This is a genomic window from Acidobacteriota bacterium (assembly GCA_016196035.1).
GTDB lineage: Bacteria > Acidobacteriota > Blastocatellia > RBC074 > RBC074 > JACPYM01.
This window is the reverse complement of sequence record JACPYM010000010.1, coordinates 156,171-171,875: the sequence shown is the minus strand read 5'-3', so window position 1 is coordinate 171,875 and position 15,705 is coordinate 156,171. Positions and strand designations below refer to the sequence as shown.

Annotated in this window: 12 protein-coding genes and 1 pseudogene; all 13 read right to left on the bottom strand. The window is 54.5% G+C overall.

Going from position 1 to position 15,705, the window contains the following annotated elements; all coding sequences use genetic code 11:
- Positions 1 to 327: 327 nt before the first annotated feature.
- On the bottom strand, positions 328 to 1,791 hold the full coding sequence (locus tag HY011_04365) for a DNA primase (protein ID MBI3422148.1): 1,464 nt from the start codon (positions 1,789 to 1,791) through the stop codon (positions 328 to 330).
- Positions 1,788 to 2,786, bottom strand: a complete 999-nt coding sequence (locus HY011_04360; GenBank protein MBI3422147.1) for a DUF3854 domain-containing protein — start codon at positions 2,784 to 2,786, stop codon at positions 1,788 to 1,790. Before HY011_04360 ends, HY011_04365 begins: the two co-directional genes overlap by 4 nt.
- Entirely contained in the window at positions 2,783 to 3,037 is a 255-nt protein-coding gene (locus HY011_04355) for a hypothetical protein (protein MBI3422146.1), read from the bottom strand. The genes HY011_04360 and HY011_04355 overlap by 4 nt, the downstream gene beginning before the upstream one ends.
- Positions 3,034 to 3,249, bottom strand: coding sequence for a hypothetical protein (locus HY011_04350; GenBank protein ID MBI3422145.1), 216 nt, complete (start codon positions 3,247 to 3,249; stop codon positions 3,034 to 3,036). Before HY011_04350 ends, HY011_04355 begins: the two co-directional genes overlap by 4 nt.
- A 394-nt stretch (positions 3,250 to 3,643) precedes the next feature.
- Positions 3,644 to 4,768: a tyrosine-type recombinase/integrase gene (locus HY011_04345; GenBank protein MBI3422144.1), complete on the bottom strand. Its 1,125-nt coding sequence runs from the start codon at positions 4,766 to 4,768 to the stop codon at positions 3,644 to 3,646.
- 372 nt (positions 4,769 to 5,140) lie between these two features.
- Positions 5,141 to 6,037 carry a hypothetical protein gene (locus HY011_04340; GenBank protein MBI3422143.1) on the bottom strand — a complete coding sequence of 299 codons (897 nt, stop codon included), beginning with the start codon at positions 6,035 to 6,037 and terminating at the stop codon, positions 5,141 to 5,143.
- A gap of 193 nt (positions 6,038 to 6,230) precedes the next feature.
- Positions 6,231 to 6,626, bottom strand: coding sequence for a type II toxin-antitoxin system VapC family toxin (locus tag HY011_04335; protein ID MBI3422142.1), 396 nt, complete (start codon positions 6,624 to 6,626; stop codon positions 6,231 to 6,233).
- A 12-nt stretch (positions 6,627 to 6,638) separates the two neighbouring features.
- Complete coding sequence (locus tag HY011_04330) at positions 6,639 to 6,905, bottom strand: hypothetical protein (GenBank protein ID MBI3422141.1); 267 nt, start codon at positions 6,903 to 6,905, stop codon at positions 6,639 to 6,641.
- A 136-nt stretch (positions 6,906 to 7,041) separates the two neighbouring features.
- A complete protein-coding gene (locus HY011_04325) occupies positions 7,042 to 8,586 on the bottom strand; it encodes an SAM-dependent DNA methyltransferase (GenBank protein MBI3422140.1) in 1,545 nt (514 codons plus the stop codon).
- 9 nt (positions 8,587 to 8,595) lie between these two features.
- Positions 8,596 to 9,441 (bottom strand): hypothetical protein, encoded by an 846-nt coding sequence (locus HY011_04320; protein MBI3422139.1) that lies wholly within the window; start codon positions 9,439 to 9,441, stop codon positions 8,596 to 8,598.
- A complete protein-coding gene (locus tag HY011_04315) occupies positions 9,438 to 11,057 on the bottom strand; it encodes an AAA family ATPase (GenBank protein ID MBI3422138.1) in 1,620 nt (539 codons plus the stop codon). The genes HY011_04320 and HY011_04315 overlap by 4 nt, the downstream gene beginning before the upstream one ends.
- Positions 11,054 to 12,790 carry a restriction endonuclease subunit S gene (locus tag HY011_04310; protein MBI3422137.1) on the bottom strand — a complete coding sequence of 579 codons (1,737 nt, stop codon included), beginning with the start codon at positions 12,788 to 12,790 and terminating at the stop codon, positions 11,054 to 11,056. The genes HY011_04315 and HY011_04310 overlap by 4 nt, the downstream gene beginning before the upstream one ends.
- Positions 12,787 to 15,651 (bottom strand): annotated as a pseudogene (locus HY011_04305) (DEAD/DEAH box helicase family protein). Before HY011_04305 ends, HY011_04310 begins: the two are co-directional and overlap by 4 nt.
- Between the last annotated feature and the right edge of the window lie 54 nt (positions 15,652 to 15,705).

Here is a 15,705-nt window from a genome sequence, read left to right as displayed (position 1 = left end):
GTCCGGACAGCACAAGCCGTGCGGATGAAGCTGCTGCGCCAACCACAACGTGCAGGCTTCGGCATCTAGGAGATCGTTAAGGGGAAAGTCAATCATTCCCTAAGCTTACCCCTGGCGATGCAAACTGACTACACATGAGCCGAAAATGTTTTTCAAAACTCCGAAAATCCGAAAATCCGGTAAACCCGAAATCCGGCGAAGATGCCTAAATTCTGGTTATCACCTTGATAAGACTGAGCTTGGGGGCATTTCTTTGAGTTCTGTGGAAATGCCGCCATCCCGGATTTTCGGATTTTCGGAGTTTTGAAAAACATTTTTTCTACTTTCTTACGCTTGCTTGAAAACGATCATCATCTTGCTGCTGGGGTTCAGTTCGACGGTGTAAGCGTGCGCCTCAAGTCGTTTGCGGAAGTTTTGCTTGCCCAGCGGCTTCATCCCGGAATCAGAACAATAAGCTCGGTAGCCGGCATAGACTTCTTTCAACAAGCCATCGGGTTTGAGTTCAGATTCGTTCAGGAAACAGGCCACGCTGTCGGCTTCCTCTCGATACGCTTTGATCGTGTCGCGCACGATCTCTGAATCGGTGAACCGCTTGCGTTTGAGCAGCCGTTGCAAACCGGCCAGCACCCAATTGAAAACGCCGGACAGTTCGCTGGCGATGATCTTGCGGGCCAACTCTTTGTCTTGCTCTTCTTCAGGAATGGTGACGCGGAAGGGCACAATCAACAGGCGCCGAAAATAGGCGTCAGTCTGTTCAATGTCGCGCGGTAACTCATTGCAGTTGAAGCAAAGCTTGGCGTAGTTTTCCATCAGGAACGAGTTGCCGTACTTCAGCCGCGCCATGATCGGTTCGCAACTCACCAAATTCTTGAACACATCTTTCGTCACCGCCGCGTTGATCTCGCTGCCATAGTTCAACAATTTGTTGGCGATTTGCGCGCGGTTGTGCTCCTGCATCAAGTCGGCAAGTGAGTAGTTGGCCGTATTCTCTTTGCCCAGCAGCGCATTCATCACGTCGAACAACACCGACTTCCCGTTTGCCCCGCCGCCATACAAAAGCAGGGCTTTTTCGAGCTTCAGGTTGCGCGTAAAGATGTAGCCGAAATACTCGGCGACAATGTTTTGCAATTCTGGCTCTGGCAACACACGCGCAAGGTAAGCTTGGAATTTTGGAGCTTTTGCCGCTTCATCGTACTGGAATTGAAGCTGGTGTTTGAGAAAGTCGGCAGGGTCAAAAACGCGCAACTGCTGCGCGCTGGCGCTGATTTCAAAGGTGCCGTTGCGCAGATTTATCAAAACTTTTTCGGTATCGGTTTCGATTTCCTCAAAGTGGGCTGCGGCAAGAAATTGACGGTAGAGCTTGTCAATGAATTCATAGTGCTGCGCGGTCACATCCCCCACGCCCAACTGTTCCGCCGCACGACTGAGAAACGTTTTCAAAGCGTCACGGTCAACCTCGCGCCAGTATTCGCCGTTGTAAACGAAAACAAAGTCATTCTTTCGGGCCAGCCGAAATTGCTGCTGTTTAACCACGTCAAGTAACTGCCGGATCGTTAGCACCAACAACTGCTTTTCCTTCAGACCATCGCGCTTCAACTCAGCGTAAAGCTCCAACCTGCCAAGAATGTTCCGCAACACTTGCGCATGGGCAATCGGCACTGTTGCAGCTTTGGCTCCCGTACCCGCATATACGGCAGCGAAATCATCCGCCTTGCCGTTGGCCTTTTGTTGCTGTAGTTGTGCAAACGACACTTCGTGCACATCTGGCGCAATCATTGATGTCCTCGTCAAGCCGCCTCCTTCGCCAGTACATCATCCAGCCCTTTGCCTTCGGTCGGTGACCAATCCAACAAGGAGACGACAAGGCCAGCTTCCTGCAATTCTTTGCCGAGGCGTTCGAGTTGCGTGCGGACGGCGGGGTTCGTGCGCCAGTCAGCATCGAAGGCGATGCGAGCGTGCCGGACACCTGCGGCCCGCAGCGCGTATCCGAGGTTGGCTCTGTGCGCGGTCACACTCGCCAGCCCCACCACCGCGCATTCGGCGAACTGCCCAATGACCTCAGCCTTCAACGCGCCTTCCGTGATGATGGCATCGCCTTTGTCAAACAGATGCCGCCCCGCGAAATGAATGGGCACGCCGCTGGACGCGCCAGCCAATTTGCCGCGCGACGACAGCCACAGATATTTCGCGCTGTTCTCGGTTGGTTCATCAAGCCGCGTCGTCAACGCCTGAACCCGTCCGGCCAGGTCGCGCACCGGCACGAAATAACCGCGCCGCCAGTCGCCAGCGTGCATTCGCCACGTCGCGCCCTGGCGATAGAAGCCCGGCACGTTGTACAGATCGAAGCGCGCGGCCAAGTCATTACAGAGCCGTTGCGCAACCTCACTGTCTGGTGCACTCGCATACAGGCCGTAGGCAATCGCCGTATCGTGCAAGCCGCGCTGCAACAGATCGTCAGCGTGCCGTTCGCTCAACGTGAGCGATTCGAGCAGGGCGGTGTAGACGGCGTGGCACCGGTCAATCGGTGCAGTGAGCGGTTCAAGCTTGGGTTGCGGGTTGCGCGGGCGAACCGGCTGCGCAACCCGCTGAGCAGCCTCGCTATCACGCAAAATATGCAGCCAGCCGCCGTCTTTGGTTTGCGTCGCCGCGCCGTCGCCGATCCGCATGCAAATGGCCGCGCTTTCATCTTCGCGGACACTGCACCAATCAGCGTGTTGGCAGATTGGGCAGGGATAGCGGCGATTGACACGACGCAACGGCGTGTGTGGTGTGTTGAAGAGGCTCATGCCATCAACCTCCGTTCTGCAGCAGCAGCCAACTGGCGAGCCAATTCGATCTCGGCTGTGTAGTCGAGGTCGAAGCACGCCAACGCCAGCGCGCAGGCAAGCAGCCGGTCAATCGCGGCAAATGCGTGTTGAGTGGAGCGCGGGGGCTGTGGTACTTTCGCAACCGTCAACCCAATCCGCCGCTCTGCTGATTGGTTTCTGAAGGCCGTGACGGTGCCACCCGTCGCGGCCTTTGCGTTTGTAAGAGTCATTGCCCACCTCCCTGCCCTTTGGCCTTGCGTTCGCAGCGCGCCATGAATTCCGCGATGTGGGACTCACCATAGAAGACTTTGTTGCCAACCCGGTAAAAACCGATCAGCCGCGCCTTGCGTTTGCGATGCAGGGTGATGCGGTTGGTGATGCCGGGGATCAACCCCTGTTCGATGACTTCGGTCTCCGAATATCGTTTTTCAAGATTGCTCATGTGCCTCCATTCATTGAAAATGCATTTGGGGATTCGTACCACACGCCGAGCAATTCAGCGCGCGGTGCGGTTCACGTGGGGCAGCCGCTCGACGGCAATCAAACCGGCTGCCCTAAATCTGGTGGCGTCAAAAAAACAAAAAGCGGTGGTTGAACGGACGCACGTATACGTCTCTGTTCAACCACCGCTTTTCTGAATTCCGAAAGCGCGCGGGCCACCACACCCAGCCGCACTTTTGTAATTTGCTGCAAAACCATTTGAAAGAAAATGTGTTACAGCGAGGAAGTGGAAAAACCCTATCAGATGTGTCATTTCGAGTCAAGATATATCTCGGAGTAGCATTTTTACTCACCGCTTCTAGCCTTCCGGTGCCACTACAACGCCGAAGCCGTGGTCAATTCACCATTGCGCTGACCGTTTCGATGGCGTTCATCTCATGCCAGGTGTCGAGCGCATCGGCGCCGCGCTTCACCGTCTGCTCCGTCGCATTCGCATAAATTGCAAAGGCCGTCAGTGTGCTGTGCCCGCTCAAGCGCATGATCTCCGGGATCGGCAGCCCCGAAGCCACCCAGCGTGAAATGCAGGTATGGCGGCTGTCATGAAACCTGAAGCCTTCGACGCCGGCGGCGCGGCAGGCTCCTAGCCAGCTTCGTTTGAAGTTGTCGGTGATACCGAAGACCAACTCTTCGGCGTCTTGCGGTGAGATTTTCCAGAGGTGTTCTAATTCGCCGAACAGGCGCGTCGTGATACCGACAGTGCGTTGACGCGCGGTCTTGCTGTTCCGGGCTGTCACAGTGATCGTGCGCGCCGCCAGATCAACGTTGCGCCAGCGCAGTGTGAGCAGTTCACCTTTGCGCATGCCGGTATCGAGCGCAGCCAGCAGTAGTGGTTTCAGGTGCGCGCGCGGGCCAATGCAAGCATCAAGCAACCGGCCCTCTTCCGCCTTGCTCAACACGCGCTCCCGCCGTGTTTCGTCAGCCTTGCTGATAACACCTTCCAACCGCTCAAACGGATTGACCAACAGCCAGCCCTCGCGTTTGGCGAAGCTGAAGATGGCGCGCAATAGTTCAAGCTCCCGGTTGACCGAGGCAATGCTGCGTTCCTTGCCCCGTACCGTCTGAGTTTTTAGGCGCAGACTTTTGAAGATTTCGATGTCGCTGGGCGTAACGTCCTTGATGCGTTTCTTGCCGAAGTGCTGCTTGATCGTCGCGGCGTAGAGCGTCGGACTGCGCCAGTTGCGCATGCCCGCGACTTTGCGGTCGCCGTGGTACTCGGCGGGCTTGACCTTCGCCTTCAGGTAAGCGTCAACCAGTTCGGCCATCTTCAGCCGCGCCCCTTCGAGCGGCTTGGCCCCATAGTCCTTGTACTGCTGGCGCAGATCATCGAGCAGTTCGGTGGCTTCGGTCTTGGTTGCCGCATTGCGGGTGATGTTGTGGCGCTTCCCATCCGGGGTGCCGTAGGTTATCCTCGCAACCCAAACTTTTCCTTGTTTGAAAACGTAGCCTTTTCGAGCTTTCATTCTTATTGACTCCTGTGAACAACACATTGAAACAACACATTCGAGTGTAACACAGGGTCATAAATTGGAAACGAAAAGCTACAAGAGTAAGGCTGTAAGGTATTGCAGACCAGTGGCTTGACTGACCAACACGGAACGGCGTGTAAAACTTGAGCAACGTAGCCTCAACCGGCTACGAACCAAAAGGTCGCACGTTCGAGTAGTGCCGGGCGCATCAAGCAAATCAATTACTTACGGGCACTAGCCGGTGCCCGTTTTGCTTTTACTTCCACAATCAGTCAACCATTCGCGCAGTTTCGCGCGGCTTCCACAGCAGAAAATTTCTATTAGCGATCTATTCGCAATCAAGACGCTAATAGATCGCCAATAGAACTACGCCAACTTAAACCGCGCCCAGCGGCGTTCCCCCTCACGCTTCAGGGTTCCCTGCGTCTGTAGTTTCTTGAGCAAATAAGAGGCTCTCTGCATTGTCACGCTGAGCAACGCGCGGCATTCCTCATTGCTGATGCTCCCAGCTTTGCGCACATAAGCCAAAATCTTTTCCTCATCGGACGGTTCAGGCGAAACCATCGGCACATCCTTCCCTGACCTCAGCATGTAGTAAGCCCAGCGCCGCGAGTTCTGCTGTTCGGTCAGGCCAAGTTGCACCAAGCCGCGCAACTCCCGATTGGCGGTCACAGAATCTACGTGATTCAGCCGCTGGTAATAGCTATTGGTGATCTGCTGATTGTTGCGCAAATAGACCAACGCCAGCCGTTGATGATCGTTGAGCGGCAATGAGGAAAATTGATTGAGCCAGCCGATGGCTTGTGGACTCATCAGCGTATGATTGCGGAAGGTCAACCAGAGTGACGCGCGTTTGTCCTGAAAACGCGGCGGTTCCAGGTTGGCCTTGCGCATGGCTTCCAGCATTGCGCGAATGCCCGTGCCGCGATTTTCAACCAGGTGCCTGCCGCCCGGCAGGGTTACGTCTTCCAGCAACTGCATCAGGACACGGTTGCGCGTGGATTGCTCTTCTTCGAGCGTGTCTTCCGTCACGTTGCCGTACAACCCGCCAGGGCTTTGCACTTCCAGCCGGTCGGCAAAGAGCCTGATTTGCACATAGCTGCCGCGCGCGAAGTGGCTGTAATCACGATGCGCCACCGCGTTGACGATGGCTTCGCGGACGGCCTCTTCGGGATATTCCGGGATGTCGCGAGTATACAAGCCCTCGACCATTCTGCTTTTGCGAATGCTTGCCATCACGTAATCAAAGGCGCTTTCGATCATCTCCGGGATGGGGCCTTCAAACTTGCGATTATCCAGGAAGCGTTCGCCGCGCGGCGTCTTTTCGGTTTCGGTCGTGCCGTGGTATTCAGGTAGGTAATCACCAATTGCGGCTCGAAACTTTGCGGATCATAGGGTTTTCGCGGATACGTGGACATCGCTGGCAAAAAGTTGACCGCCTGTCGTCGGTGGCCTGTCAGGAAGGCAGCAGTTTGATAAACCCTTCTTGCTCAAAATGCTTGTCCGTCGTGAGGGCCTCGATCAGACCACGCTCGCGCATCAGCACAAAACTGTAGGCGTCGCACAGCGAATAAGTCTTGTCACGGCGGGCTTCGAGCAAGGCTAAGGCTTGGTGATAATCGGCCTCACCTGTCCAGCGGATTTCAACCATCGGGTTCGCCAGCAAGTCGCGCACAAACCGCAACGCCCGCTCACGCGGCAATCCGCGCGTCTGGCACAAGGGGATGAATTCCGCCAACACATAATCGTGCGTGAGTAAGGTTATGGCGGATTGAATGGCGGCGACGGCTTGCGTGTGGCGGGTGTCGCTGTCATCGAAAAAACACAGTAGCCCGGACGTGTCCAGCAACATAGACTTCTCCGCTTACAGGTCTTTGCCGTATTCGCGCGCCAGATCGGCGTCAATCTGTTCGTTGTCACCCGCACGCGGATTGCCGCTGCTGACCGCTCCGGCGTGTTGCATCAACCCAGCCAGCGCCGCCTGTCGTTGCTCTTCGCTCAAAGGTGGGCGCACTGCGGCGAACTCTTGGCCCTGGGTTATGTCGTCGAGGATCAATGCGGCCAGCGATAACCTTTCGCGCACAGGCAACACGCGGACGGTCTGTGTATAGATTTCTTGAACACTGCTCATATCAGCCTCCACGCTGACTTTAGCCTGATTGCAGGCGGGATGCCACCCGCAATTGCTTATTCGCCATTCAGCCTGTCCCACGCTTCCAACACCAGTCGTGGACGACGCGCTGTGTTCACATTGTAGTTACGCTTAATTAAACGGCGGCTGGTGCTAAAGTAGCACGTTGCGTTTTGCCTGACCGCAAATCCTCCTGAATCTCTTCAAACTGACTGAGTGCCGCCCGCAGGTCGTCGGCAATTTCTTCAGCGATGATGTCGGCATCAGGCAAATTGGCTGAACTTTCAAGGCTTTCATCTCTGAGCCAGAAAATATCCAAGCTCAGCTTGTCGCGCTGAAGCAATTCTTCATACGAATAAACTCGCCAGCGCCCGTCAGGATTTTCCTCTGACCAAGTCGGTTTGCGCAGGTTTTGATTGTCAGCTTTGTAGCACTCCACAAACTCATTTAAATCAGTGCGCTGAAGCGGGCGTGTGCGCAAGGTGAAATGCTTGTTGGTGCGCAGGTCATAAATCCAAAGCTGCTTCGTCCAAGCCTTTGCCCCCGGCCCCATGCGCTCAAAGAAAAGCACGTTTGCTTTTACGCCTTGCGCGTAAAAAATGCCGGTTGGCAGCCGCAGCAACGTATGCACGTTGCATTCTTCGAGCAGTTTGCGGCGAATGGTTTCGCCTGCGCCACCTTCAAACAGGACGTTGTCAGGCACAACGACTGCCGCTCGACCGTGAATTTTGAGCAGGCTCTTGACGTGTTGCAGGAAGTTCAATTGCTTGTTGCTGGTCGAAGTGTAGAAGTCATTACGAACGATGGTCAGCGCCTGCTTTTTGTCTTCGTCTTCGTCCTCATCTTCGTTGACAAAAGTCACGCTGGATTTTTTACCAAAGGGCGGGTTGGTCAGCACGACATTGAATTCCGCTTCCGGCTCTTTGCTCAGGCTATCGGCGGTCTTGACGGGCGACTCGCCTTCGGCTTCGGTTGTAGGGCCAATGCCGTGCAAGAGCAGATTCATTGCACAGAGCCGCGTCACGCTATCCACCAACTCGACGCCGCGCAATGCCTTAAGTTTCAAATGCCGCTTTTGCGTCTTATCCAAGTTGGGGTTGTGTCGTTCGATGTAGCGGTGCGCTTCCAGCAAAAAGCCACCGGTGCCGCAAGCCGGATCGGAAATCTTCTCGCCAGGTTGTGGGCGGATCACTTCGACAATGGCTTCGATGACGGGACGCGGCGTGAAGTATTGCCCCGCCCCGCCTTTGGTGTCCTGCGCGTTCTTTTCGAGCAAACCTTCGTAGGCGTCGCCCTTCACATCCGCTGACAGGCTGCTCCAATCAACCTTGTCAATCAACTCCGCGATCAACCGGCGCAATTTGGCGGGGTCTTGAATCTTGTTGAGCGCCTTGCGGAAGATCAGACCGAGCATCCCCTTTTGTTTGCCCAACTCTTCCAAGCCACGGCGGTAGCGTGTTTCCAGCCGTTCGCCGTCCAGCTTCATCAGACTCGGCCAGCTATACGTTTCGGGGATGTTAGAAACCTTTGGGTTGGGCCCTTTCGTTTGCTCCCAAGCCATTTTTAGAAAGAGCAGATAGGTCAATTGCTCGACGTAATCGCCATAAGACAGGCCATCATCGCGCAGCAAATTACAGTAGTTCCAAAGACGCTGCACTAGGCCAGATGATTGATTGCTCATGTGTTTTCTCTATACCATTCCAATCGCATCCATCCAGAGGCGGTCGGCCTTTTTGAATCCTTCAATAACAGCTTTGGCGAAGGCAGAATACTCCGCCTTTTTATCAATCAATTCGCCCAAACTCTTTATGACCTGTCCTAGCGAATGATCCGCGTCGGGCACGCCATTAAAACTGTCTTCAAAGTGATAGTCTCCTTGCTCGACCAACTCTTTGATCTTGTGGTAAAGCACTTGACGCGCTTCTTTGATGTCTCTTTCGTTTAGGTTGTAATACTCAATTGACTTGTCCGCCCGCTTAAACGCTTCGGGCTTTTGTTTCTCATCAAATTTTGGAATCACTCTGCCGTCATCGGCATACCACAAAAGAGCGACATCTTGCGGTTTGCACGGGTCAAGGAATAAAGGCCCTTCGTGCTTAAAGCTAGCTCCCTCAATCCTGACACGCTTCTTTTCATCCATCAGCAAGAAGTAGTCACCTTTGCCGCCCGTGACACCGGTCGCCCTGTCGCACCGGCGAGAATTGCACCAATTGCAACAAAGCCGATAGTTCTTATGGCAGAACGCAAGCCACCAATATCCACGAAATAACGGTTTTGTATCGCGCACTTTATTTTTGGGGCGGTAATGGTCAACTGCCCGATCAGACCTGTTTTCGCGTGTCTCGCAATACCAGCATTTGCGAAAGGAAAGTTCTTCAAACTTTGGCTTCAGCCTTGTCCATAAGTCTGACTGACCGTTTATGTAGTCCGCCCGTTCCTTGCCCTCTTGCTTGCCGCGTGCGGTATTCGTTGCAGTCTTCGCATCATCGAGCCACTGAGCGTTAGGGGTGAAAGTCGAGATGTCAATGAACCTCATTCTTGCTCATCCTCTTTCTTCTGTTGCCTCTTCAATCGAGCAACCAACTCTTTAGCAAACTTTTCCCGCGCTTCACGTTGTGCGGGCGTCAACACTCTTTCGTGCATTTCGTGTTCGGCTTCGTACTTCGCCATTTCCCTGGCAAATAGCCGGTAGTAATCGTCACGAACAACGTTGGTGAAATCCAGTTCGCCAATCTGTTGGTTTAACTTCTCAAGCTCTCGTTGTTCGTCGGGACTCAAATGGTCTTTGATCGTAAGCTGCCGCTTCTTATCCAATTTTTCTAGCGTCGGCTTGTCTAGCGCGGAGCGGAAGCCAAACATATCGCTGGTCAACACGCCCTCGAAACCCATCCCGCGCGGGCTGCGGTCGGGGATTTCGGCATAACAACGGTCTGTTTCCTGATCGCGTTTGAAGATTTGGATTTGCTCGCGTTCCAGCCCCGCAATGACCAACGGGTCGTGCGTAGACATCAGGATGTGACGTGACTGTGGCTCTTCGCTGCTTTCTTCGTCGTCTACGATTCTTTTGATGAGGTCGAGATATTCAGTGCTCCAAAACGGATTCAGGTGCGTGTCAGGCTCATCCAGCAGGATCAAAGACTCTTTTTCTTTCGTGAAGCGCATCAGCCCTAGCACCATCAGCAATTGCTGTTCGCCTTCGCTCAGTTCGCGGAAGGTCAACGTGCCGTCGTGGTTGCGGATTTTTACCTTGATGATGACATCGTGGATGACTTCGGAAAGGTCGGCGCTTTCCAGGCTGGCAAAGAAATCGCTGGGCGTTTCGTAATCCTGCGCTAACTCGGCCAATTTCTCTGAGCTTTGGACGTAAAGGTAAAGCAGTTCTTGCCTCGAGCGTTTCTTGATACCGGTTGGCAGGTTTTGCGATAGGCGCATAGGCGCGAGCGAAACGGAAAACAGCTTGTCCAGAAACTTTTGCACTAGGCCGCGCGCGTTCCAGAAACGCGGGTCGCCTTCCTTGCCTGTCCACGAAGGCTCTTTCATCACGAAGAGCACCGATTCCAACCCGTCCAAACCTTCAATGCGCAGGTACTCGCGCAAAAAGCCGTCAATCTTTTCATCGCGTTTGAGAAAGAAGGCGAGCAGGACATATTTGCTGTGGTGCGTTTCGGCGTAAAACAGCCGCCGCAAGGATTTCAGCCGCCGCAATTCCGCTGGCGTGGCTTCTTTCGCATTCAGGATCGCTTCGTAATAACGCCGCTGATGTTCCAGGAAGTGTTCTTTGAACCGATTGCTAGGGCCAGAGTAATACCCAAAGACGAAGGCCGGTTTCGGGATTTCCTTCTTTGTCTTTTCTCCTTCGAGCGTGAAGACAAGCGGCGTAACAGTGGCTTTCAAGCGTTCTTTGCCGGGACGCGCCGGATCGTAATCAATCTCAACTTTATCGGTGTGGCAGGTGTATTTGATCTTGTAGGCGAAGGGCGTGGCTTGGTTCAAATCCAGATCGCGGAAGATGATGACCAGAGCTTCAAACAGGTTCGATTTGCCAGTGCCGTTCCAGCCAACAATGACCGTGATGGGGCTGTCCGCGTCGAAGTGGATGCGGAAGTCCTTCAGGTTTTTGTAGTCGCTGATCCAGAGTTCGTGCAATCTCATGCGCGGGCGCTCAGGTAAACCTCACCGCTTTGGCGTTTGTCTTCGGTGATCAAGTTGTCTTGGTCGGCTTGTTTCAGTTCGTCGTAAAACGCTTCAACTTCTTCCGGTTTGAAGCCAGCTTCGCGGAAGAGCACTTCAGGGGCAAGCGGGCTTTCGGCTTCGCGCAACACTTCAACCAGTTTGCGGCGTTCGCCCGTCGCTGTTTTGCCGGTCTTCTTCACAGTCTTTCTTTCCTCCTTTCGTTTCTCGTGTTCTTCGGCTTCGCGTCTCAATCGTTCAGCCTTGATGCGCTCGAGCAGCTTGCTCGCCGATTCGTCGTTTAGGTCTTGCTCGACCAGCTTGCCGGTGAAGGCGTCTTGCAACACTTTCTGGCGCAATGTCTCCGCACGCTGCAAGCTGGCAATGACGCTTCTTTCAAGGTCGTCAATGATGGAGAAGCGGCGTTCAGCTTCTTCGACAATGCGCTGCTGTTCAGCAAAGGGGGGCAATGGAAACCAATAAGGCTGTAAAAGGGCCAAATTGATGTTCGGTTGCCCGCCCGAAGCGTATGCCAATTCCCGAATTTCTAGCTTTTTTGAGCGCAAATAGAATTCAACATACTGCGCTCGAACCTCATCGTCAGATTGAATAGCGACCAAACTATCTGGACAACAACTATCAAAAGTTAATATGCCCGTGTTGGCAATAGTGGCACCTACGATTGCAATCAACACAGTTCCCCGTTTGAACAACTTGCTTACCTCAAGCCCCTTTTCGTTTAGAGTTTGCGTGTAGATTGCAATACTCCCACCTTCACGAGGTAAATCACCAATTTGAACAAAAGGATATTTGCCGTTGTAGTATCTGGGATCATTTCTTGGACGGATAGAAAACCGCCCTCGCTCAACGATGAAACACTCATCTAAACTTGCGTGTGTCCATCCTTCAGGTAACTTCGGCAACGTGCTGATGTCAGGCGCAAGAGGATCATCATAATTGGCTTTCCATTTGTCGTCTTTGGGCGGTTTACCTGCCGCTTCCATTTTGGCGAGTTGGTCGGCTTCCCAGCGGGCGCGGCGCTCGCGGAGAAGGCGTTGCAACAGTTCTGCCGCCGGTTCGTAGGGGCGCTGTTCGGCGCGGGCCAGAGCAGCTTCCATTTCGACTAAGCGGCCTTCGCACGCAGCCTTGAGCACGGCGGCGCGGTACCGCTTCAAATTGGCCTGCACCCGCCGCAGACTGGCTACGGCAGCATCCAGGCGCGTGAATTGTTTTTCGATTTCGGCAACGATGCGGTGTTGTTCAGCGAGTGGCGGAATGGGAATTTCCGATGACTCAAATTGCCCTTTTGTGATGTGAGCAAGTCCGCTACCACCGCGTGCCGCTGCAACATACTCATTGAGGTTCTGATTGATAGCGAACCGCAGATAGCTTTTGTTCAAGCTTGCCTGATCGAACACGACTTTGAATATATGCTGATTCAACCAAGCCTTGCCGCCTCGCCAGATGTGCGCGCCGAAGGATGTGCCTGGCGTGCCAGACCAAGCGAATAGCAAATCTCTGGAGTTCACGAGAAACTTTTCCGGCAATTCATAGCGGCACCGATTGAACTTGGCGTCAGGATTGTTGAGGTTTTGTATGCGAATGATCGGCAGCCCTTCCTGCCCCCAATCTGAAGGCTTGAAAGCATACCCGTTGACCAAGTGAAGCAGTTCTCCAAGAGCAGCTTTCACCCAGCCCTTTGGCAAATTACTCATGCAGCCAGCACCTCGTTCAACTCATTCATCAATTCCTCTCCGAAAGTTTGGTATGCCCGGCCCACGCCGCCGCGTTGGATGAAGGGCAAGTAATCGAAATCGTCCATCTCAATTTGCAAGTTGGCGGCGATGTGATCGCGGATCAGTTCCAGCCATTGGCGCTGTTCGGCGCTGAAGCGGCGTCCGCGCTGTTCCTGTTGCGCCAACCAGTTTTGAAAGCGCGCCCGCACTTCGTCGGCAAAGGGGATCAACAACTCTTCCTGATGCAGCGCAAAGCGGATGAGCGAAACGATGTCGGTCATCAACCGCGTCGCGCCCGCGCCGCGCACCCGGTTGCGATCCAGCGTTTCATACGCGCGCCAGAGCTTTTCCGGCGTCCACGAACGCGGCGGCAGTTGAATGCTTTCGGCCAACGCCTTGATGTCCTCAAACCGCAACCGCTGGGCGTAAGGACGGCTGTAAAGCACTTGCAGCGCGGTGATTTCGTCTTTGTGCTCTTCGATGTATTGCTCGAACGATTGCACCAGCGTTTGCGCCCGTGCGCGCGCCGTGGCGGAATATCCGGCTTCGAGCACTTCATCCTGACTGATGACATCCAGCGTCTGTTCAGCCCGCTGTTTCAACGCGAGGATTTGCGCCCGCAAGACCGGATTGCTCGCCAGCGGCCAGACCGCCGCGCGCCGCAATTCCGCCGCCGCTTGCGCCAACTGTTCGGGCGAAGGTTCGGCATCGGCGGGCAAACCGTGTTGCCGCTGCGCCTCTTCAATCTGCCGGTCAGGATCAAGCGCGGCGACCAAACCGCTGATGATTTACCGCAACGTCGTGCCGTTCGCGGCTTCGGTCAGGGCGGCGCGTTCACCCTCATCCAACTGCGGTTCGAGCCGCGCCAAACGGCTGGCGAGTGACGAAAGCACATCGGCATCTGTGTTGCCATAAGCGACGGCTTGCAACAGGTTTTGGAAGCTAACCGAGCGTTGGCGTTCGAGCGGGCGCGTGTCGTTGAGTTCCTGTTCGCACACGCCCACACAATCCACGATGATGAAATGCGTCTTGCCTTGCGGTACGTTGGGCGTAATCAGCCGGAAATCTTCCTTGCCGATCACACGCACGCCGCGCCCTTTCATCTGCTCGAAGAAATTGCGGCTCTTGACCGAGCGCATAAACATCACCATTTCGAGCGGTTTGATGTCCGTCCCGGTCGCAATCATATCTACTGTCACGGCGATGCGCGGATTGTAGCTATTGCGAAACGAAGAGAGCAAATCTTCGGGCTTGATGCCGCTGGATTTGTATTTGACGACTTCGACTGCTTCGCCTTGCTCGTTCATTTGCTTGGTGACAATGCGCGCGGTGCCAGTTCTGTAGGTGATCTTCTCGCAAAACCGGTTGTCCTCGCCGAACTCTTCACGGATGACTTTGACGATGTCGTCAGCGTGGCTGTCGTCTTTGGCATAAATCAGCGTCTTCGGCACATCGGTGCGCCCGGGAAAGATTTCGGTGAAGAGTTTTTCTTTGAACGTGCGGATGACAGTGCGGATTTGGTCATCCGCCACGACATTGCGGTCAAGCGCGTTGGCGTCGTAGCTCAAATCTTCGTCCAGTGTTTCCCAGCGCACGGCGCGCGTCTGGCGGTCGCGGCGGCCTACGACTTCCAGCGGCCCGGCTTCGACGGTCGAGCCGCCTTCCGTGATGCGCGTGCGAATCTTGTAAACATCGAAGTCCACGTTGACGCCATCGGCCACGGCTTGTGCGTGGTCGTATTCCATCACCAGATTCTTTTTGAAAAAGCCGAAGGTTTGCTTTGATGGCGTCGCAGTCAGCCCTATCAAATGCGCGTCGAAATAATCCAGCACTTGCCGCCACAGGCTGTAAATTGAGCGGTGGCATTCATCAATGAAAATGATGTCAAAAAATTCAATCGGGATTACTGGGTTATAAACGACTGGTACCGGCTCACGAATCAACCCTGCGCCCGTGTCGAATTGCGAGCCTTCCTCAAGCTCGGGATCGAGTTCCTTGCCTTGCAACATCGCGTAAAGCCGCTGAATGGTCGTGATGATGACGCGCGAAACCCCGTCAATTTTGTTCGAGGCCAGATGCTGAATGTTGTAAAGCTCATGGAATTTGTAGTTGCTATCGGGCGGCGTGAATTGCTGAAATTCCTTGAGCGCTTGCCGCCCCAAATTAGCGCGATCAACCAGAAACAAGACGCGGCGCGCATCAGCGTGTTTGATCAAACGATAAGCCGCATTGACGGCAGTGAACGTCTTACCGCTGCCAGTCGCCATCTGAATCAACGCGCGTGGCCGGTCTTCGCTAAATGAAGTTTCGAGATTCCGCACGGCTTTGAATTGCGCAGGCCACAAGCCTTTTTCTTCCAGCGTAGGCATTTCGCGGAGCCGAGCGCGTAACGTTGCGGGTAAGCCCGCTTGCCCAAGGTCATCCGCCAGCCAGTTCGCTATCGTTTCCGGGCAATGAAAATGAAACACCGGACGGCTGCGCGCAACAGGGTCACAGCCGTTGGTGAAACGTGTTTCGATTCCCGTGCTTTGATAAAGAAATGGCAACGGACGAAAGGGAGCGGGCACAGTCAAAGGCACGCCTACGCTGTAACGCTCGGATTGAACTTCTACACCCGTGAGCGTGTCGCCTTCGGGCTTGGCTTCGATTACGCCCACGGCTTTACCATCTACAAACAACAGGTAATCCGCCGCTCCGTACCCTTGCCGCAACTGAAATTCGCGCACGGCGACACCGCGTGCGGCGTGCAAATTAACTTGGTCGCGGCTCTGCACAATCCAGCCCGCCAGATGCAAAGCAGCGTCTATTTTTTGGCGTGCTACAGCTTCCGGTGTGTCCATAAACGTAATTCGGCGACGGGGCAATTTGATGAGGTGACCATCATAAAGCAGCCC